At 65.8% G+C, this 18,532-nt stretch carries 19 protein-coding genes and 1 pseudogene; 19 read left to right on the top strand and 1 reads right to left on the bottom strand.

Translation table 11 applies throughout. The features are described from left to right. Window position 1 precedes the first annotated feature (1 nt). The 3 genes from EV699_RS14415 to EV699_RS14405 all read left to right on the top strand — a co-directional run bounded on the left by EV699_RS14415 (window position 2) and on the right by EV699_RS14405 (window position 4,549). Window positions 2–1,027 carry an MraY family glycosyltransferase gene (locus tag EV699_RS14415; protein ID WP_132543965.1) on the top strand — a complete coding sequence of 342 codons (1,026 nt, stop codon included), beginning with the start codon at window positions 2–4 and terminating at the stop codon, window positions 1,025–1,027. After that, on the top strand, window positions 1,027–2,952 hold the full coding sequence (locus EV699_RS14410; RefSeq protein ID WP_132543963.1) for a polysaccharide biosynthesis protein: 1,926 nt from the start codon (window positions 1,027–1,029) through the stop codon (window positions 2,950–2,952). Before EV699_RS14415 ends, EV699_RS14410 begins: the two co-directional genes overlap by 1 nt. A gap of 166 nt (window positions 2,953–3,118) precedes the next feature. After that, window positions 3,119–4,549: a hypothetical protein gene (locus EV699_RS14405; RefSeq protein ID WP_132543961.1), complete on the top strand. Its 1,431-nt coding sequence runs from the start codon at window positions 3,119–3,121 to the stop codon at window positions 4,547–4,549. A gap of 5 nt (window positions 4,550–4,554) precedes the next feature. On the opposite strand, the gene EV699_RS14400 is transcribed toward EV699_RS14405, so the two are convergent. Beyond that, the gene (locus tag EV699_RS14400; protein ID WP_132543959.1) at window positions 4,555–5,364 is read right to left on the bottom strand and encodes a cytochrome C assembly family protein; all 810 of its coding nucleotides are present in this window, start codon (window positions 5,362–5,364) and stop codon (window positions 4,555–4,557) included. 156 nt (window positions 5,365–5,520) lie between these two features. Here EV699_RS14400 and ffh point away from each other — a divergent pair, with 156 nt between their 5' ends. The 16 genes and pseudogenes from ffh to EV699_RS14320 all read left to right on the top strand — a co-directional run bounded on the left by ffh (window position 5,521) and on the right by EV699_RS14320 (window position 18,362). After that, window positions 5,521–6,903 (top strand): signal recognition particle protein, encoded by a 1,383-nt coding sequence (ffh, locus tag EV699_RS14395; protein ID WP_132543957.1) that lies wholly within the window; start codon window positions 5,521–5,523, stop codon window positions 6,901–6,903. A gap of 148 nt (window positions 6,904–7,051) precedes the next feature. After that, a complete protein-coding gene (rpsP, locus tag EV699_RS14390; protein ID WP_132543955.1) occupies window positions 7,052–7,300 on the top strand; it encodes a 30S ribosomal protein S16 in 249 nt (82 codons plus the stop codon). Between the two features lie 13 nt (window positions 7,301–7,313). Then, window positions 7,314–7,844, top strand: a complete 531-nt coding sequence (gene rimM / locus EV699_RS14385; RefSeq protein ID WP_132543953.1) for a ribosome maturation factor RimM — start codon at window positions 7,314–7,316, stop codon at window positions 7,842–7,844. A gap of 7 nt (window positions 7,845–7,851) precedes the next feature. Next, on the top strand, window positions 7,852–8,646 hold the full coding sequence (gene trmD / locus EV699_RS14380; protein WP_132543951.1) for a tRNA (guanosine(37)-N1)-methyltransferase TrmD: 795 nt from the start codon (window positions 7,852–7,854) through the stop codon (window positions 8,644–8,646). 2 nt (window positions 8,647–8,648) lie between these two features. Beyond that, the gene (gene rplS, locus EV699_RS14375) at window positions 8,649–8,996 is read left to right on the top strand and encodes a 50S ribosomal protein L19 (protein ID WP_132543949.1); all 348 of its coding nucleotides are present in this window, start codon (window positions 8,649–8,651) and stop codon (window positions 8,994–8,996) included. Window positions 8,997–9,151: 155 nt separating this feature from the next. Next, complete coding sequence (gene cysQ, locus EV699_RS14370) at window positions 9,152–9,958, top strand: 3'(2'),5'-bisphosphate nucleotidase CysQ (protein WP_132543947.1); 807 nt, start codon at window positions 9,152–9,154, stop codon at window positions 9,956–9,958. Between the two features lie 354 nt (window positions 9,959–10,312). Continuing rightward, window positions 10,313–10,612 (top strand): DVU3141 family protein, encoded by a 300-nt coding sequence (locus EV699_RS14365; protein WP_243662683.1) that lies wholly within the window; start codon window positions 10,313–10,315, stop codon window positions 10,610–10,612. Next, window positions 10,609–11,403, top strand: a complete 795-nt coding sequence (locus EV699_RS14360; protein ID WP_165904153.1) for an ABC transporter permease — start codon at window positions 10,609–10,611, stop codon at window positions 11,401–11,403. The genes EV699_RS14365 and EV699_RS14360 overlap by 4 nt, the downstream gene beginning before the upstream one ends. A 5-nt stretch (window positions 11,404–11,408) precedes the next feature. Then, window positions 11,409–12,062 carry an ABC transporter ATP-binding protein gene (locus tag EV699_RS14355; protein WP_132544033.1) on the top strand — a complete coding sequence of 218 codons (654 nt, stop codon included), beginning with the start codon at window positions 11,409–11,411 and terminating at the stop codon, window positions 12,060–12,062. Next, complete coding sequence (locus EV699_RS14350; protein ID WP_132543941.1) at window positions 12,059–13,225, top strand: KpsE/RkpR family capsule polysaccharide export protein; 1,167 nt, start codon at window positions 12,059–12,061, stop codon at window positions 13,223–13,225. The genes EV699_RS14355 and EV699_RS14350 overlap by 4 nt, the downstream gene beginning before the upstream one ends. After that, a complete protein-coding gene (locus EV699_RS14345; protein ID WP_132543939.1) occupies window positions 13,222–14,898 on the top strand; it encodes a polysaccharide biosynthesis/export family protein in 1,677 nt (558 codons plus the stop codon). The genes EV699_RS14350 and EV699_RS14345 overlap by 4 nt, the downstream gene beginning before the upstream one ends. A gap of 63 nt (window positions 14,899–14,961) precedes the next feature. Beyond that, window positions 14,962–15,198: pseudogene (locus EV699_RS20545) on the top strand (Vi polysaccharide biosynthesis UDP-N-acetylglucosamine C-6 dehydrogenase TviB); the annotation flags it as partial. Window positions 15,199–15,265: 67 nt separating this feature from the next. Beyond that, the gene (locus EV699_RS20540) at window positions 15,266–15,589 is read left to right on the top strand and encodes a hypothetical protein (protein ID WP_424450038.1); all 324 of its coding nucleotides are present in this window, start codon (window positions 15,266–15,268) and stop codon (window positions 15,587–15,589) included. Next, a complete protein-coding gene (locus EV699_RS14330; RefSeq protein WP_132543933.1) occupies window positions 15,580–16,641 on the top strand; it encodes a Gfo/Idh/MocA family protein in 1,062 nt (353 codons plus the stop codon). The genes EV699_RS20540 and EV699_RS14330 overlap by 10 nt, the downstream gene beginning before the upstream one ends. 3 nt (window positions 16,642–16,644) lie before the next feature. Next, on the top strand, window positions 16,645–17,229 hold the full coding sequence (locus tag EV699_RS14325) for an acyltransferase (RefSeq protein ID WP_132543931.1): 585 nt from the start codon (window positions 16,645–16,647) through the stop codon (window positions 17,227–17,229). 44 nt (window positions 17,230–17,273) lie between these two features. Further along, window positions 17,274–18,362, top strand: a complete 1,089-nt coding sequence (locus EV699_RS14320; protein ID WP_132543929.1) for a DegT/DnrJ/EryC1/StrS family aminotransferase — start codon at window positions 17,274–17,276, stop codon at window positions 18,360–18,362. Window positions 18,363–18,532 lie beyond the last annotated feature (170 nt).

The following is an 18,532-nucleotide window of genomic DNA, read 5'->3' as shown; positions in this document are numbered from 1 at the left end:
CATGTTTGGTAATGGATTGATCCTCATCGCAGTGTTTGCCGCGGCCTACGCGGGCACGCTGTGCCTGCGCCGCTATGCCCTGGCTCGGCAGATCCTGGATGTGCCGAACGAACGCAGTTCTCATGTGCGGCCCACTCCACGCGGCGGCGGGGTGGCGATCGTCATGAGTTTCCTGGCGGGCATCGGAATGCTCTACGCCAAAGGTGACGTCGACTCCGGCCTGCTTGGCATTCTTGCGGGGGGAGGGGGATTAATCGCGCTGATCGGTTTCTGGGATGATCATGCATCGCTGCCGGCGCGTGTCCGCATCGTCTTCCATGTCGCCGCCGCGGTCTGGGCGTTGTTTATCCTTGGCGGCTGGCCGACACTCGATCTCGGATTCGGCAGTGTCGCATGGGGTATTGCCGGTGCCGTGGTCGGGGTGGTGGGGCTCGTATGGCTCCTCAACCTTTATAACTTCATGGACGGTATCGATGGCATCGCCGGTACGGAAGCCGTTTTCGTGGCGAGTGCGGGCGCCTTGATGCTCGGCCTGGAGGGGGGGGCGCCGTTCCCGTTGCTCATGCTCGCCGCGGCCAGCCTCGGCTTTCTGCTGCTCAACTGGCCACCGGCCCGTATTTTCATGGGGGATGCGGGTAGCGGTTTCATCGGTTACGCCCTCGGTGGCTTTGCCCTGCATGCCGTGGTGACCGGCGTCACGGCCGTGTGGCCGTGGCTGATTCTTCTGGGGGTCTTCTGCGTCGATGCGACCGTCACCCTCGTGCGCCGGTGGCTGCGGGGACAGAAGTGGTACGCTGCGCATCGGAGCCATGCCTATCAATGGGCGTCGCGCCGCTATGCAGGGCACCGTCCAGTGACGCTGGCCGTCTTGCTCATCGATATCGTCTGGTTGTTCCCCTGCGCCTTGTTGGCGCAGTCGTATCCGCAGTGGGCCATACCGACGGTCCTTGTCGCTTACCTGCCGCTGGTGTTGCTGGCTCTGCACTTCAACGCCGGTGAGGCAGAGGAAGCAGGGAAAAGAAGCTGATGTGGACCCCTTTACTGCGGCGCCTGATTGATTCACCACGCCTGGCACGTCGCCTTGCCCTGGTCACGAGCGACACCGTGGCGGTCGCGATCGCGCTTTGGGCTGCGTTTTCGCTGCGTTTCGGCCAGTTATGGCCGCAGATGCTCGAACAGGTCACATGGCTGTTTCCTGTCGCCATCCTGGTGTCCCTGCCCGTCTTTCACGCGCTGCGCTTCTATCGCTCGCTCATCCGCTACGCGGGTGCGGAGATGCTGTACGCGATCGTGAAAGCGGTCACGCTCAGCCTGCTGATCATCATCGCGATCTGGGTGTTCAGTCACGGCGATACGGTGCCGCGCTCTTCATGGTTCATCTACTGGTTCGTGCTCATCGGTCTGATCGGTGGCAGTCGCCTGCTGGCGCGCGATGTCCTGCGCAGCGAACTGATGACCCGTGGTGACCGCCAGCGGGTGGCCATCTACGGGGCAGGTGCGGCCGGCGTGCAATTGGCGACTGCCCTGCGACACAGCACGGAGTTCCGCCCGGTGGTGTTCGTCGATGACAAGCGCGACCTGCGTGGCAGCGAGATCAATGGACTGCGGGTCTATTCACCGTCCCGGCTTAAGAAGCTGGTCCAGCAGAGGGAGATTGACGGCATTCTGCTGGCGATGCCTTCGGTTTCCAGTGGCAGGCGCCGGCAGATCCTCGATGCATTGGCGCCCCTGCCGGTTCAGGTGCTGGCGATGCCAGGGCTTCCGGAGCTGGCGAGTGGTGCCAAACGTATCGACGAACTGCGCGAGGTCGACGTCGAAGACATCCTCGGCCGCGATCCTGTCGGCCCGCGCGGTTCTTTGCTGGAGCGCTGCGTACGTGGCAAGGCGGTGCTGGTGTCCGGCGCCGGCGGCTCGATTGGCTCCGAGTTGTGCCGACAGATCATCCAGCACGCTCCGCGGCTGCTGGTGCTCTTCGAGCATTCCGAATACGCGCTGTACGCCATTGAGCGTGAACTGAACGCCACGCTCAGGGCGAAAGGCGTCAATGTGGAAATCGTGCCCATACTGGGATCGGTACTTCACCGGCAGCGCGTTCAGCGCGTCATGCAGGCTTTCGGTGTCGAAACGGTCTACCACGCGGCTGCCTACAAGCATGTGCCGATCGTCGAACACAATCCCATCGAGGGCATCCAGAACAATATCTTCGGTACCCTGCACGTGGCACAGGCGGCGATCGCCGCGGGCGTCGAGACATTCGTGCTCATTTCGACCGACAAGGCCGTGAGGCCGACGAACGTGATGGGGGCGACCAAGCGCTTTGCCGAATTGATCCTGCAGGCGCTGGCCCAGGAAAAATCCTCCACCCGGTTCTGCATGGTGCGTTTCGGCAACGTGCTGGCCTCGAGCGGATCGGTGGTTCCCTTGTTCCGTGAGCAGATTCGCCGTGGCGGTCCGGTGACGGTGACTCACCCCGATATCGTGCGCTACTTCATGACGATTCCCGAAGCGGCCCAGCTGGTCATCCAGGCGGGGGCCATGGGGGAGGGTGGGGATGTATTCGTGCTCGACATGGGAGAACCGGTCCGCATCCTTGATTTGGCCAAACGCATGATCCGACTCTCGGGGCTCGAGGTACGTGACGAGGTGCATCCGCACGGTGACATCGAAATCGTATACACGGGATTGCGTCCTGGCGAAAAGCTATATGAAGAATTGCTGATCGGCGATCACGATGCGCCCACGGAGCATCCGATGATCATGCGGGCGGAGGAGGAGCAACTGGCGTGGTCGCAGATCGATGCCTATCTCGAACGTCTTTCGGTCGCTTCGCGCAAATACGATTGGCAGGACATTCGTGCGGTGCTCAAGGAGGCGGTGCGGGGCTATACGCCGGAATCCGATATCGTCGACTGGCTGTGGCTCGCACGTCAGCATGAGGCGTCGCTGCATTGACGCCACTCGGACGTTGGCCGAGTGGCGGCCGGCGTCGGAAACGGCCTGCCGGGGCCGGTGATTCGACATGTTGACCTTGTTCGGGCATGCGTGAACATGGACGCGGATGGCGTCTTCGATCATTCCCCCGTGAGTCGCGACGCCATGCAGGGAGGCCATTATTGGATTGCTCATCGTAGACAATGAGGGCGGAGCGGTGCCGGGGATGCGGGAGCTGCCTTACTTCAAGATGGCGATGGCTTGTCTGGTGGGCATCCCGCTGCTGCTCCTGATTTATCTGTGGTGGTCGTCACGGCAGGGTGAATGGGTGTTTTCAGCCGGCGGTTCCTTCGGCATCGGGATCGGCCATGCGGATACACCGGCGCAGATATGGAACCCTCCATCGGACCCCCTGGTTCCCTCGTCGCTGCCCTACACGGTGCCGGCCGACAAGACCCTGCTCCTCACGGACCTGTTCGTCGAGTCCGATCCGTTGCCGGGTGACCAATTCCTGATGGCACTGCTCATCGAAGGTTCGGTGAACGGCCAACGGACACTCTCGACTCTGCGAACGCTGCAACTGCGTTCGCCTTCTCATGGTTATGCCTCGTTCGTCACGCCGGTTCCGGTGCTCGGTGGACAGACGCTGCACGTCTTGTTCTCCAATGCCGCACCTGCGGATCAGTCGGTCAACTGGGGCGTGTCCGGACGTCTGGTGGAAGCGGGAGTCGTGGTGCACGGCCGCTCCGGCAGGCACAACCGTGTTCCGAGCGCCGCCGTACCCTATCCGCCGGTTCAATTGGGGCCCGTGGATCCGGCGACGGTGCTGTCCAGTCAGGCAGGGCCGGGTAGTGCCGGCATGACGTTCGCCGGGACGCTCGGTGCAGCCTATGCACTCAACGCGCGCACGGGGCTGCTCGGAAGAGTCGTCAGGGAGCAGGATGGGTGGGTGACGCTGGTGCAGGATGTGCAACTGCGGCCGGGGGATCCCATGGTGCCGGTGTGGCGGGCGGCGGCCGGTACGCGTGGCGAACTGATGGTCGATCCGAAGGCGCCGTCCTGTGAGCAGGCGGACGAGGTGGTGCTGCTGGGGCCGGCCCGCGGGGTCTTTCCAGTCGTCGATTGCGCGAAAGGGCAATTCACCCTGCCCGCCGTTGCCGGTCGGATGTTTCCCGGGCAGGTCTACCAGATGAAGCGCACGCGCCTGAGCGGGATCGACATGACCAGCCTGCTATCGGTCGAGGCGGGGCCGCAAACGTCCTCGCTGCAACTGGATGCCGCCATCCCCTCGTCCCATGCCCTCGATGTCCGCAGCGGCATGTATTCGCTGATCGTCGATCGTCCGGCACAGGGCAGCGTTCTCGCCAAAACCATCGATGCCGTACCGGGGGATCGGATCGCCCCGCTCTGGCGGGCCTCCCTCGGTACGACGCCGACGCTCCTGGTGGATCCGTCGATGCCCGAGTGCGGAACGTTCGACGAGGTGGAACTGATCTGGCCTGCCCGAGGCGTCTGCCGCGTCGGGAGTTGTGTGCGGGGCCAGTTCGTGCTGGAGCAATGTATCGCCGAGGTGCAACCTGGCCAGCTGTACCAGGTCCGCCCGCGTAGGTCCCCGTAGCGCGGTCAGCGCCGCAGCACCAGTTCCAGGACCAGCTTGCTGCCGAAATAGGCGAGGACCAGTACCAGGAAGCCGCCCAGCGTCCAGCGGATGGCGGTGCGGCCGCGCCAGCCGAAGCGGGCGCGTCCCCACAGCAGGGTGCCGAACACGAGCCACGCGGCGATCGACAGCACCGTCTTGTGCACGAGGTGCTGGGCGAAGATGTCGTCGAGGAACAGGAAGCCGGAGATGAGGGCGAGGGTGAGTGCGGCGAAGCCGATGCCGATCATCTGGAACAACAGGGCCTCCATCGTCACCAGCGGCGGAAAACCGCGGATGAAGCCACCGGCGTGACGGCTGCGTAGCCGCCGCTCCTGCACCGCCAGCAGCAGCGACTGCACCGCGGCGAGGGAGAGCAGGGCGTAGGCGAGGATGGAAACCACCACGTGCAACTCGATGCGCCACTGGCGGGCCTCGGCAACGATCCGTGTCGCCGGGAACACCAGTGCCAGCGCCACCGAGGCGGCGCAGAACGGCAGCAGCACGATGCCGACGTTCTCGAGTGGCCGCACCAGCGAAGCGCCGAGCAGCAGGACTGCCATCAGCCAGCCGGACAGCGACAGCGCGTTGAAGAAGGCAAGGTTGAGGCCGGTTGGCAGGACCACCGTCTGTCCGAGGACGAGGGTGTGCAGCGCGAGTGCGGCGAGCCCGATGAACAGGGCTCCCAGCTTGCCCGGTTGGTGGGCCTGTCCGGTGCGTGCCAGCCGTACGCCGAGCCAGGCACCGGTGGCCAGGTAAAGCAGGGCGGCGAGGCTGCCGAGCGCGGAACTGTACATGCGGGGAAACCGGTCGAACGGGGCAGGTTGCGATGGTATATCCCCCCTTTCGACGCTTGCCAGCGCTGCGGGGAAAATGCGCCGGCCCCCGCCGTCCGGGTGCGGCGGAGATATACTCACACGCCCTCTCCCAGCGCCGATTCACGCGGAGCCGTCATGTTCGAGCATCTCAGCGAGCGCCTGCTGCGCACCGTCAAACATCTGCGTGGGCAGGCCCGCCTGACCGAGGACAACATCAAGGATGCGCTGCGCGAAGTGCGCATGGCGCTGCTCGAGGCCGATGTCGCGCTGCCGGTGGTGCGCAGCTTCATCGAGCAGATACGCACCCGGGCCGTCGGGCAGGAAGTGATGACCGCCCTGTCGCCGGGGCAGGTGCTGGTCAAGATCGTCAACGAGGAACTGGTCGCCCTGATGGGCGCGGCCAACTCGGCGCTCGATCTGCGGGCGCAGCCGCCGGCGGTGGTGCTGCTGGCCGGCCTGCAGGGTTCGGGCAAGACCACCAGTACCGCCAAGCTCGCGCGCCTGCTGCGCGAACGCGAGAAGAAGAAGGTGCTGGTGGTGAGTTGCGACGTCTACCGTCCGGCCGCGATCAAGCAGCTCGAAACGCTTGCCCGCGAGGTTCAGGTCGAGTGCTTCCCCAGCGCGGCCGGGCAGCAGCCGGTGGCGATCGCGCAGGCGGCGCTGGACCACGCACGCCGTCATTTCTTCGACGTGCTGCTGGTCGACACCGCCGGCCGTCTCGCGATCGACGCCGAGATGATGGACGAGGCGCGCCGCCTGCACGCGGCGCTGAAGCCGGTCGAGACCCTGTTCGTGGTCGACAGCATGACCGGCCAGGATGCCGCCAACACGGCGCGGGCCTTCGACGAGGCGCTGCCGCTCACCGGCGTGATCCTCACCAAGGCCGACGGTGACGCCCGCGGTGGCGCGGCCCTGTCGATCCGCCAGATCACCGGCAAGCCGATCAAGTTCCTCGGCGTCGGCGAGAAGACCGCTGCGCTCGAACCCTTTCATCCCGACCGTCTGGCCTCGCGCATCCTCGGCATGGGGGACGTGCTGAGCCTGGTCGAGGAGGTCGAGCGCAAGGTCGACAAGGACAAGGCCCTCAAGCTTGCCGAGAAGGTCAAGAAGGGCAAGGGCTTCGACTTCGAGGATTTCCGCGAGCAGCTCGAACAGATGATGAACATGGGGGGCATGGCCGGTCTGCTGGACAAGCTGCCGGGTATGAGCAACGTGCCGGAGGCGGTCAAGCAGCAGGCCGATGACCGCCAGATCAAGCGCCTGATCGCGATGATCAATTCGATGACGCCGCAGGAGCGGCGCTATCCGGACGTGATCAACGGCTCGCGCAAGCGGCGTATCGCGCTCGGCTCGGGCACCCAGGTGCAGGACGTCAACAAATTGCTGAAGCAGTTCAGCGAGATGCAGCGGATGATGAAGAAGATGTCCGGCGGCGGCCTGATGAAGATGATGAAGGGGCTCAAGGGCAAGCTGCCGATCGGCGGGCTCGGCGGCGGCGGCCTGCCGCCGTTCAAGTGAGTGCACGACGGGGCTGGCCGCACCGTGGCCCGACCGCGATCTCGGGCGATACCTTGAGGCCTGCGAAAATTCGCGTACAATCCGCGGCTTTTCTCGAAGGCCGCCCGCTGGCGGCCTCGCCTCACCCCTGAATCGCAAGAGGATCGACATGGTCACCATTCGCCTGGCTCGTGGCGGCGCGAAGAAGCGCCCGTTTTACCACGTGGTCGTTACCGACAGCCGCAATCGCCGCGACGGCCGTTACATTGAGCGCCTGGGGTTCTTCAACCCGGTTGCGAAGGGTGCCGAGGCGCGCCTGAGCCTCGACAGCGAGCGGGTCGCCTACTGGCAGGGCCAGGGTGCTCAGACCTCCGATCGCGTCGCCGCTCTGATCAAAGAGCAGGCCGCTGCGGCCTGACACGGGTTTGCCGGTGTCCGAGGCCACTGCGTCGGCCGCCACCTCCCGCGACTGGGTCGTGCTGGGGCGGGTGTCGGGCCTGTACGGCGTGCAGGGCTGGGTGAAGGTGTATTCGCATACCGAGCCGCGCGAAGGCATCCTCGGCTACTCGCCGCTCCATCTCGACATCGGTGGCGGATGGCGTCCCTACACGGTGGCCGCAGGTCGGGCGCACGGCAAGGGTGTGGTGCTGCGCTTCGAGGGCATCGCCGATCGCGATGCGGCAGCGGCCCTGCTCGGCAGCGACATCGCGATCCGGCGCTCGCAACTGCCACCCGCGCGTCCCGGCGAATACTACTGGGCCGACCTCGAAGGGCTGCGCGTGATCAACCTCGAAGGGGTGGCGTTGGGCGTGGTCGACCATCTCTTCGCGACCGGCGCCAACGATGTACTGGTGGTCAAGGGCGAGCGTGAACGCCTGCTGCCGTTCCTGAGCGGACGGGTGGTGCAGTCCGTCGACCTGGCGGCCGGCGTGATGAAGGTCGACTGGGACGCGGACTTCTGACCGCGACATGCGGATCGATGTTGTCACGCTGTTCCCCGAGTTCATCGCGGCGCTGCTGGGCTGCGGCGTGACCGGGCGGGGGGCGGTTCGCGGCCTGATCGAGGTGGCGTGCTGGAACCCGCGGGACTACACCCATGATCGGCACCAGACGGTGGACGACCGGCCCTACGGCGGCGGCCCCGGAATGCTGATGAAGGTGCAGCCACTGCGCGATGCGATTGACGCTGCGCGAGCCGCGTCGCCGCAGCGGGCCCGGAGCATCTACCTGAGCCCGCAGGGGCGGCGCCTAGACCAGGCGGGGGTGCGGGAACTGGCGCGGGAGCCGGCGCTGCTGCTGGTCTGCGGGCGCTACGAAGGCATCGACGAGCGGCTGATCGAGGCCGAGATCGACGAGGAATGGTCGATCGGCGATTACGTGCTGTCGGGGGGCGAACTGGCGGCGGCCGTGATTATCGACGCCGTCGCCCGGCTGGCGCCCGGGGTGCTCGGCAACGCGGCTTCGGCCGAGCAGGATTCATTCGCCGACGGGCTGCTGGACTGTCCGCACTACACGCGGCCCGAGGCGATCGACGGGCGGCAGGTGCCGGGGGTGCTGTTGTCGGGCGACCACGCGGCGATCGCGCGCTGGCGGTTGAAGCAGGCGCTCGGTCGCACCTGGCTGCGACGTCCGGAACTGCTGGCCGGCGTCGGGTTGGACGCGCAGAGGCGGGCGCTGCTGGACGAGTTCCGGCGGGAACATGAACAGGCTTTGCAGGCGCCCGGCGACATCGGCCGGGCGTCACCGGATCCTCACAGGAGTTGAACATGAGCAACATCATCGAACAGTTGGAACGCGAGGCGATCACCAAGGAGATCCCGGACTTCGGACCGGGAGACACCGTGATCGTGCAGGTCAAGGTGAAGGAAGGCAACCGCGAGCGCCTGCAGGCCTTCGAGGGCGTGGTCATCGCCCGCCGTAACCGCGGGCTCAACTCGGCGTTCACCGTGCGCAAGATCTCGCACGGCGAAGGCGTCGAGCGCGTGTTCCAGACCTACAGCCCGAGCGTCGCCGAGATCGTCGTCAAGCGTCGCGGTGACGTGCGCCGGGCCAAGCTCTATTACCTGCGCGGTCTCGAGGGCAAGGCCGCGCGCATCCGCGAGAAGCTCTCCTGACGCGCCAGCGTTCCGCCGCTGTCAATTCTTGCAAGCACGGGCGACCCTTCGGGGTCGCCTGTTGTTTTTGGTGCCCGAATCCGGTTTTCTATGGTGCATTGCGTCATAATTCATGGCGACGAGTAACCTTTCATTCGGGGTAAGGAGTGGCGGTCATGTTGGTGGAGCCCGCGGCGTTGTTGGAAGCGGTAAAGACGGTGGCAGCCGAGGCGGCGCACCGCATCATGGTCGTCTACGAGTCGGCTTTCGAGGTGCACACGAAGGACGACGAGAGCCCGCTGACGGCCGCGGATCGTGCGGCGCACGACGCCATCGTCGCCGGCCTCAAGGCGCTGACGCCCGAGGTGCCCGTGCTGTCGGAAGAGGGCAGCCAGTTGTCCTTCGCCGAGCGCAGCCGCTGGGCGCGCTACTGGCTGGTCGATCCGCTCGACGGCACCAAGGAGTTCATCAAGCGTAACGGCGAGTTCACCGTCAACATCGCGCTGATCGAACAGCATCGGCCGGTGCTCGGCGTGGTGCATGTCCCGGTGACGGGGGAGTGCTATTTCGCGGCGCGGGGCTTCGGTGCGTGGCGTGAAGCGCCGGGTGTCGCCGCCGAGCCGATCCGCGTGCGCCGCTGCAACCACACCGTGCACGTGGTCGGCAGCCGCTCGCACGGCAGCCCGGAGATGGATGTCTTCATCTCCAACCTCGGCGACCACGCCTTCGTCGCGGTCGGCAGTTCGCTGAAGTTCTGCCGTGTTGCCGAGGGCAAGGCCGATCTCTACCCGCGGCTCGGCCCCACTTCGGAGTGGGATACCGCAGCGGCGCAGTGTGTGGTCGAGCAAGCCGGTGGCCGTGTCGTCACCGTCGACGGTGCGCCGCTCGCATACAACACCAAGGCCTCGTTGCTGAACCCGCATTTTCTGGTCTACGGCGACCTCGGACGCGACTGGCTGGCGTATCTCGAGCCAACTGTCTGAACTGCGCCGATACCCGTGAGGCGGCGCTCAGGCGTGTGCGTTTGCTGTCGTGACGCGACGGATCGTGTCGAATCGTCTCAAGCTGTGCTAGCGTATCGCTCCCTTGATGCATCCTGACTTTCCTCAGTTCCGGGACTGTACCGGCCGAGGGCAGCAAATCCACAGCAACGAAGATCAGGCGAAGATTGGCGAGGTCGCTACGGGCGCGATGCCCTCGTGGTTGATCGAGCTGGCCGGCGGATGAGTGTGCCGGGCTTATTCGCATTCAGGACAATGATCGTGTTCCGCAGCATTCTGTGTCTTGCCATGGCCGCTGCCTTAGGCGGATGTGCCTTCGCAACGGATCCACAGGCCATGACCACGGCGTCGGCGCCGCCTGTGGGCGGCGACCCGGCGTCTGCGGATGCTGGCGTGGACGGTTTCCTCGCCAACGCCCTGGTCGGCGAGTCGCGTACGCTGGCGTTCGACGGCCAGAGGGTACGTGTCACCGCCGGTGAGCGTTACACCTCGGCCAGCGGCCGCGAATGCCGTCGACTCCGGGTGTCGGCGCCAGCAGCGGGGCCCGGTGCCGCGCAGCAGCTGCGCGTCGCCTGCGCGACACCGGAAGGCTGGCGTATGCCGCGCTCCATCCTCGCCAACACGATCGGCCGATGACGATAGACGCCCACGTCGTTGGGCAGGCGCTGCAGGTCCAGGGGCGCGTGATCCTGGCCGTGATCCTGCGCGAGACGCGCACGCGTTTCGGCAAACACCGGCTGGGTTATCTGTGGGCGCTGGCCGAACCCCTGCTCCAGATCGGTGTCCTGCTGCTGATGTTCACCGCACTGGGACGACGCTCGCCCGTCAGCGGCGAATTGTGGCTGTTTTTCGTCACCGGCATCGTGCCTTGGCTGATGTTCAGGAACCTCGCTGCGCGCGTGATGAATGCCGTGAGCGGCAATCTGGCGCTGCTCGGCTATCCGCAGGTGACACCGCTCGATCTGATGCTGGCCCGTATCGTGCTGGAGGCGGCGACGATGGTGCTGGTCTTGGTCGTGCTGCTGCTCGGGCTTGCCGCGACCGGCCGGGTGGCGCTGCCATCACGTCCGCTCGAGGTGCTCGCTGCGCTGACCACGCTCATGTTCCTGGGGGGCGGTTTCGGGATGCTCAATGCGGCGATCGCTGCTTACCTGCCGGCGTATGCCAAGGTATTCAGCGCGGTCATGCGGCCGCTGTACTTCTTCTCGGGCGTCTTCTATACGGCAGCCAACCTGCCGCAGCCGGCGCGCGACTGGCTGCTGTGGAATCCGTTGCTGCATCTGATCGAGTGGCTGCGCTCGGGCTTCTTCCCGGGCTTCGACACCCAGCACCTCGATCGGGCCTACGTGCTCGCTTGGACGCTCGTGCTGTGCTTCCTCGGGCTCGCTGCCGAGCGTGTCTCCCGCCGCAAGGCGATGCAGGCATGAAATCCATGGTCGAGTTCCGCGGCGTGTCCAAGGCCTTCCGCAATCGCGAAGGTGCCAAGCGAATCCTGGCACGCACCGATCTCGTGATTCCGCGGGGCCGCAGCATCGGTGTCCTCGGTCTCAATGGCGCCGGCAAATCAACGCTGCTGCGCATGATCGCCGGCACCGAGCCGCCGGACACCGGCACCATCCGCCGCAATGTGCGCATGTCTTGGCCGCTGGGCTTCTCGGGCGGCTTCAACGGCAGCCTCAGCGGAGTCGAGAACCTGCGTTTCATCTGCCGGATCTACGGCGCCGACATCGGCCGTGTCGCCGCCTTCGTCGAGGATTTCGCTGAACTCGGCAGCTACCTGCGCATGCCGGTGCGGACGTACTCCTCGGGCATGAAGGGGCGGCTCGCCTTCGCACTGAGCATGGCGATCGACTTCGAGTGCTATCTCGTCGATGAAATCATCGGTGTTGGCGACAGGCGCTTCCAGAAGAAATGCCGTGAAGCCTTCCAGGAGCGCAAGGCGCGCTCCGATCTGATCATGGTATCCCACAGCATGTCGATCATCCGCGAGCACTGCGAGGTCGCCGCCATCCTCAGCGGCGGCTGCCTCACCCTCTACGACGACATGGACGAGGCCGTCGCGCTCTACGAGGAACTGGCCGCATGACTGCACCGCTGCCGCCCGAGGCGCTGTCGTCCGAGCGACGCTGGCGCAGGCTCGTTCGCCGCCTCCGTGGCGTGGGGCCGTTGGGGGTGTCCGCCGTGCTCTGCATCGGCTTGCCGACGCTGCTCGCGGTGCTCTTCTACGGACTGCTCGCGGCCGACCGCTACGTCGCCGAGGCTCGCATCGCCGTGCGTGGCAGCCAAGCCGTGGTGCCGGACCTGCTCGGTGCCCTCGGCGTGCCGGCCCAAGGCGGTGCGGCTGCCGACGCGCTGGTGGTTCAGGACTACGTCCGCTCGCGTGAAGCCGTCGAGGCGCTGCAGCAGGGGGTCGACCTGCGGGCGATCTTCAATCGGCCTGAGGCGGATTGGTTCACCCGGCTGGCTCCGGGGGAACCGATTGAGGACGTCGTCAAGTACTGGGGCAAGCGCGTCGAGGTCAACTTCGACGCTACTTCCGGCATCACCACGCTACAGGTTGCGGCCTTCCGCCCTGAGGATGCGGTGCGCGTGGCGCAAGCCGTCGTCGACGCCAGCGAGAGCCTGGTCAATCGCCTGTCGGAGCGCGCCCGGAAGGATGCCGTGGCATACGCCGAAGAGGAGGTCCGCTACGCGCAGGGGCGCGTCAGCGAAGCGCGCACCGCGCTGACGCACTTCCGCGAGCAGCGCCAGTCGCTTGATCCGGCGCGTTCGGCCGAGGCGCGGCTCGGTATCATCGCCGAACTCGAGGGGGAGCTCGCGAAGAGCCAGGCAGAACTTGCGGCCGCGCGCGCCTACCTCAAGCCGGGCACTCCGACGGTGGTGTCGATGGAGGCGCGCATCAATGCGCTGAGGCAGCAGATCAAGGATGAGCGTGCGCGGCTGGCCGGTGACGGTGGCAGTGGCGGCGTCAGCAGCGGGCTGGTGGGCGATTACGAGAAGCTGATGATCGAGCGCGAGTTCGCCGAGAAGCTCTACTCCACCGCGCTGGCTTCGCTCGAAGCCGCGCGCGCCGAGGCTGGCCGCAAGCAGCGCTATCTGGTTGCGTTCGTGCAGCCGCATCTGCCCGAGCAGGCCGAGCAGCCGCAACGGGTGCTCGGGGTGATCACCGTGTTTTTCACTGCGCTGATGGCCTGGAGCATCGGCGCGCTGGCGGTCGCCGCCATCAAGGATCACGCAGGATGGGTATGACGAATTTCCGCGCACTCCTGGCCGGCCTTGGCCTCTCGTTCTGGCTGGCGGTGGCGGCCGTCGCCGCGCAGCCACGACCGGTGTTGCCCTCGCCGGTCAGTGCTGCGCCAGCGGTACCGCAGCCGATGGCGACGGTATTGCCCGCGCCGGCGCAGCCGCCGCAGAGCCTGCCTCAACTCGCCGGGCAACTACCGCCCCCGTTCGGCGCCAACCTGTTCGCCGGCGCATTCCAGGCCGAACGCGGCGACGGCCTGACGCCGGACTACGTGCTCGCCCCGGGCGACCGCGTCGCGGTGCGCCTGTGGGGTGCGGTGACCGTCGATGAGGTGTCGGTGGTCGATGCCCAAGGCAACCTCTTCATTCCCAATGTCGGGCCGGTGAAGGTGGCCGGCACGCGGGCGGGTAACCTTGATGCGGTCGTGCGCAGCAAGATCAGCTCGGTGTACACGCAGAACGTCGAGGTGTACGTCAACGTCCTCACGGCAACGCCGGTCAGCGTCTACGTCACCGGCCCGGTACTGCGGCCCGGCCAGTACTCCGGCCTGCCGACCGACAGCATCCTGTCCTTTGTGCATCGCGCGGGTGGGATCGATCCCGAACGCGGCAGCTACCGCAAGATCCGCGTGCTGCGCGCCAACCGTGAGATCACGCGCGTCGATCTGTACCGCTTCCTGCGCGAGGGTCAGGTGCCGAACCTGCGTCTCGCCGACGGCGACGTGATTCTGGTCGAACCCCAGGGCCTGACCGTGGTCGTCGAGGGCTCGGCGCGCAATCCGTTCCGCTTTGAATTCGCCGGCCAGGAGGCGCTTGGCGCCGAGATCGTCGACGTCACGCGGCCGCTGGCGAGCGCCTCGCACGTGGCGGTATCAGGCAACCGCGTCAGCGGCCCCTTCTCGGCCTACGTGCCGATCGCCGATTTCCGCAGCCAGCGCCTGCGCGACGGCGATCGCGTGCGTTTCGAGGCCGATGAACTGGCGCAGGTGATCGACATCAGTGTCGAAGGCAGCTATCTCGGCCCCTCGTTTTATGCCGTGCGCCGCGATGCCACGCTGCGCGAGTTGCTGGACCACATCGCCGTGGATCCGGTCAGTGCCGATACGGCCGCGGTCTATATCCGCCGCAAGAGCGTGGTGCGCCAGCAGAAGGAAGTCCTCGACGAGGCGCTGCGCCGATTGGAGCAGGTGGTCTACACGGCGCCAGCCTCTTCCGATGGTGAAGCCAACATCCGGATCAAGGAGGCCGAGCTGGTCAGCCAGTTCGTGCAGCGCGCGCGGCAGGTGCAGCCACAGGGCAAGGTGGTGGTCAGCGAAGGCGGGCGCCTCGCCGACGTGCGGCTTGAGGACGGCGATGTCATCGTGATCCCGCAGAAGAGCGACTTGGTCGTGATCGGCGGCGAGGTGCTGATCCCGCAGGCCGTGGTGTATTTATCCAGCCTGGGCGTGAAGGACTACATCGCGCGTGCCGGCGGGTTCACCGACCGTGGTGATCCGGGGCGCATCGTCGTCATGCATCCGAACGGCGCCGTCGCCCTAGAGGCAAGTGGCGAGGTCAAGCCGGGCGACCAGGTTCTGGTGATGCCCAAGGTTGAAACCAAGAACATGCAGTTCGTCAAGGATGTCACGCAGATCCTCTACCAGATCGCCGTCGCGGCGGGTGTGGCGCTGGATCTGTGAGCCACCGGGGGCACCCTGGGCCTGTTCAGCCCGGCACGCGTCTTTGTTAGGAAGGACAACGAAATGACGCCTGATGAAGTGAATATGGGCTTGACCGCGGAGGCGGCGGCGCTCGTCGAAGTGCTGTGCCGAGTCGCCATCAGCGCTGGCAGCCGTCAAACCAACTCGATCAAAGTAGCCGAGGCGGCCAAGGCGATCGAAAGCCTCGAGTGCGATGTCAGTATCGCGCGGATCAATGATCTGGCGTCGATCTTTAACCGTCTCGGCATCGACGCCGAGGCGGTGTTCGCCGCGGCCGGCGCACACACCCTGATGCTGGGGTTGGCCTTTCAAGGAGAACTGCCCGGATTTGCATACCACCTGGACGGTGGACATCACCCGGGAGCTGAAGCGGTTCCACGTCCGGATCGAGGTCTACGCCCCGTGGATCGATGCCGCAGGGGCCGAGCACCAATATGGCGGTCACCCGATCGGGACGTTGATTGCCGGGCGATACGACGCGCTCATCGTCATCGTCGGCCATCGCGAGTTCGAGGCCGTGGTACCGAGGCGATCCACATGCTGGCAAGCCCGATGCCGGGCTGATCGACGCCAAGCACATGCTGCCGTAAGGATGCCGTCGACGGGACGGTTGTGGGCCGTTGCATTCCGTCGTTCGGCTCAAGACATGAAGGAGTGGCGATGTTCGTGAATCGATCCGTGATTACCAAACGCAAGATCCGTTTTGCCCTGGTGGGCTGCGGGCGCATTGCCAAGAATCACATCGAGGCGCTGGAGGTGCACCGCGAGCGTGCCGAACTGGTGGCGGTATGTGACACCGATCCACGGGCACTGGCGGCAGCCGTCGAGCGCACCGGCGTGCAAGGCTATGCCAGCCTGAGCAGGCTACTGGCCGAGTCCAACGCTGATATCGTGGTGCTGGCCACGCCCTCGGGGCTGCATCCGGAGCAGGCCATCCAGGTGGCCTGCTCCGGCCGCCACGTGATGACCGAGAAGCCGATGGCGACGTGCTGGGCCGACGGCAAACGCATGGTCAAGGCCTGCGATGAAGCCGACGTGCACCTGTTCGTGGTCAAACAGAACCGCCGCAACGCCACGCTGCAACTGTTGAAGCGCGCCGTCGAACAGAAGCGCTTCGGGCGCATCTTCATGGTCAACATCAACGTCTTCTGGACGCGGCCGCAGAGCTATTACGACAGTGCCAAATGGCGCGGCACGTGGGAGTTCGACGGTGGGGCCTTCATGAACCAGGCCAGCCACTACGTCGACCTGCTCGACTGGTTGATCGGTCCGGTGGAGAGCGTGCAGGCGTATACCGCCACACTCGAGCGCGACATCCAAGTCGAGGACAGCGGCGTGATGAGCATCAAGTGGCGCTCGGGGGCGCTCGGCTCGATGAACGTCACGATGTTGACCTACCCGAAGAACCTCGAAGGCTCGATCACCATCATCGGCGAGAAGGGTACGGTGCGCGTCGGCGGGGTCGCGGTCAACGAAGTGCAGCACTGGGAGTTCGCCGAGCGGCAACTCGACGACGAGTGGGTGCGCCAAGCAAGCTATGAGACCACCTCGGTGTACGGCTTCGGCCACCCGCTGTACTACGACAACGTCATCCAGGTGCTGCGCGGCGAAGCCGAGCCCGAGACCGACGGACGCGAGGGCCTGCATTCGCTGGAGCTGCTGATCGCCGCTTACACGTCGGCCCGTGATGGTCGGCGCGTATCGCTGCCGCTGGACTACTAAGCGATGGCGGACTACAGCGTTCACGAAACCGCCATCGTCGACGCGGGCGCGCAGATTGGCGCGGGCACGCGCATTTGGCACTGGGTGCACGTCAGTGCCGGCGCGCGGATTGGCGCCGGCTGCTCGCTCGGGCAGAACGTGTTCGTCGGCAACCGGGTCGTGATCGGCGACCGGGTCAAGATCCAGAACAACGTCTCGGTGTACGACAATGTCACGCTCGAAGACGACGTGTTCTGCGGCCCGTCGATGGTGTTCACCAACGTCTACAATCCGCGCGCGGCGGTCGAGCGCAAGCACGAATACCGCGATACCGTGGTGCGCCGCGGCGCGACGCTGGGCGCCAACTGCACCATCGTCTGTGGCGTCACCATCGGCCGCTACGCCTTCGTCGGTGCCGGCAGCGTGGTCAAGGGTGATGTACCCGACTTCGCGCTGATGGTCGGCGTGCCGGCACGGCGGATCGGCTGGATGAGCCGTCACGGCGAACGTTTGCCGCTGCCGGCGGACGGCGCAGGCGAAGCGGTGTGCCCGCACACCGGTGACCGCTACCGATTGGTCGGTGGCGTCTGCACCCTGATCGAAGTTTGAGCTTCTGGGCTCGCCGCCCGGCTCCCCATCACGGAACGAATTGCATGGAATTCATTGACCTGAAGGCGCAGTACCGCCACATCCAGCCCGCCGTCGACGCGCGCATCCGCGCGGTGCTCGAGCACGGCCAGTACATCTTGGGCCCCGAGGTACGCGAACTCGAAGAACGGCTGGCCGCCTACGCCGGCGTCAAGCACTGCATCGGCGCCTCGAGCGGCACCGACACGCTGCTGATCGCACTGCTGGCGCTCGACATCGGCCCGGGCGATGAGGTGATCACCAGCCCGTTCACGTTCATCGCCACCGCCGAAATGATCGCGCTGGCCGGTGCCAAACCGGTGTTCGTCGACATCGACCCGCGCACCTACAACCTCGACCCGAACCGGGTCGAAGCGGCGATCACACCGAAGACCCGGGCGATCATGCCGGTGAGCCTGTATGGGCAGTGCGCGGATTTCGACGCCATCAACGCCATCGCCGCACGCCACGGTTTGGCGGTGATCGAGGATGGCGCACAGAGCTTTGGCGCAACCTACAAGGGGTGCAAGTCGTGCGCGCTGTCGACCATCGGCTCGACCAGTTTCTTCCCGTCCAAGCCGCTCGGCGGCTACGGCGACGGTGGCGCACTGTTCACCGACGACGATCATCTGGCCCAGCGGATGCGCGAGTTGCGCGTGCACGGCCAGGATCGCCGTTACCATCACCCGCGCATCGGCCTGAACGGGCGTCTCGACACGCTGCAGGCGGCGGTGCTGCTGGCCAAGCTGGACGTGTTCGACGACGAGGTGGCGGCCCGCGAGCGCCTCGGTGCGCGCTACAGCGAATTGCTGCAAGGCCATGTGCGCACGCCGGTGCTGGCCGAGGGCTGCAGCAGCGTTTACGCGCAATACACCATTGAGGTCGAAAACCGCGAGGCGGTGCAGACCAGATTGAAGGAGGCCGGCATTCCGACCGCGGTGCACTACCCGGTGCCACTGCACCTGCAGCCGGCGTTCGCCGGATTGGGTGGCAAGACGGACGATTTTCCGCTGGCGGAACGTGCCGCGGCGCGGGTGCTGAGCCTGCCGATGCATCCCTATCTGACCGAGATGGAACAGCGGCAGGTGGTTGAGGTACTTACGGCGACCATCTGATGGCATGTTCCTCACTCATCTGCGGGCAGCCGGGAGGGCAGCGAACCGGTGTGAGTCATACGGCGATGCTGTGTGCCCGCTTCACGCCACATGCATCGGACGGTTTCTAAGAAACACGGCTTGCAGCGAAGGTTCATTCCAGCTTGGATAATGATTCCATCGCTTGATGG

Origin of the sequence: Plasticicumulans lactativorans (genome assembly GCF_004341245.1) — a bacterium.
Lineage (GTDB): Bacteria > Pseudomonadota > Gammaproteobacteria > Competibacterales > Competibacteraceae > Plasticicumulans_A > Plasticicumulans_A lactativorans.
The sequence above is the reverse complement of the archived record's forward strand: the minus strand, read 5'-3'. Positions and strand labels throughout refer to the sequence as shown.

Coding starts and splice junctions, on each gene's coding strand:
- EV699_RS14360 (WP_165904153.1), top strand. CDS start 10,609: ATGACGATAGACGCCCACGTCGTTGGGCAGGCGCTGCAGGTCCAGGGG.
- EV699_RS14320 (WP_132543929.1), top strand. CDS start 17,274: ATGGAATTCATTGACCTGAAGGCGCAGTACCGCCACATCCAGCCCGCC.
- EV699_RS14355 (WP_132544033.1), top strand. CDS start 11,409: ATGGTCGAGTTCCGCGGCGTGTCCAAGGCCTTCCGCAATCGCGAAGGT.
- EV699_RS14330 (WP_132543933.1), top strand. CDS start 15,580: ATGTTCGTGAATCGATCCGTGATTACCAAACGCAAGATCCGTTTTGCC.
- EV699_RS14365 (WP_243662683.1), top strand. CDS start 10,313: ATGACCACGGCGTCGGCGCCGCCTGTGGGCGGCGACCCGGCGTCTGCG.
- ffh (WP_132543957.1), top strand. CDS start 5,521: ATGTTCGAGCATCTCAGCGAGCGCCTGCTGCGCACCGTCAAACATCTG.
- EV699_RS14325 (WP_132543931.1), top strand. CDS start 16,645: ATGGCGGACTACAGCGTTCACGAAACCGCCATCGTCGACGCGGGCGCG.
- EV699_RS14410 (WP_132543963.1), top strand. CDS start 1,027: ATGTGGACCCCTTTACTGCGGCGCCTGATTGATTCACCACGCCTGGCA.
- EV699_RS14415 (WP_132543965.1), top strand. CDS start 2: ATGTTTGGTAATGGATTGATCCTCATCGCAGTGTTTGCCGCGGCCTAC.
- EV699_RS14350 (WP_132543941.1), top strand. CDS start 12,059: ATGACTGCACCGCTGCCGCCCGAGGCGCTGTCGTCCGAGCGACGCTGG.
- EV699_RS14345 (WP_132543939.1), top strand. CDS start 13,222: ATGACGAATTTCCGCGCACTCCTGGCCGGCCTTGGCCTCTCGTTCTGG.
- rpsP (WP_132543955.1), top strand. CDS start 7,052: ATGGTCACCATTCGCCTGGCTCGTGGCGGCGCGAAGAAGCGCCCGTTT.
- cysQ (WP_132543947.1), top strand. CDS start 9,152: ATGTTGGTGGAGCCCGCGGCGTTGTTGGAAGCGGTAAAGACGGTGGCA.
- rplS (WP_132543949.1), top strand. CDS start 8,649: ATGAGCAACATCATCGAACAGTTGGAACGCGAGGCGATCACCAAGGAG.
- EV699_RS14400 (WP_132543959.1), bottom strand. CDS start 5,364: ATGTACAGTTCCGCGCTCGGCAGCCTCGCCGCCCTGCTTTACCTGGCC.
- trmD (WP_132543951.1), top strand. CDS start 7,852: ATGCGGATCGATGTTGTCACGCTGTTCCCCGAGTTCATCGCGGCGCTG.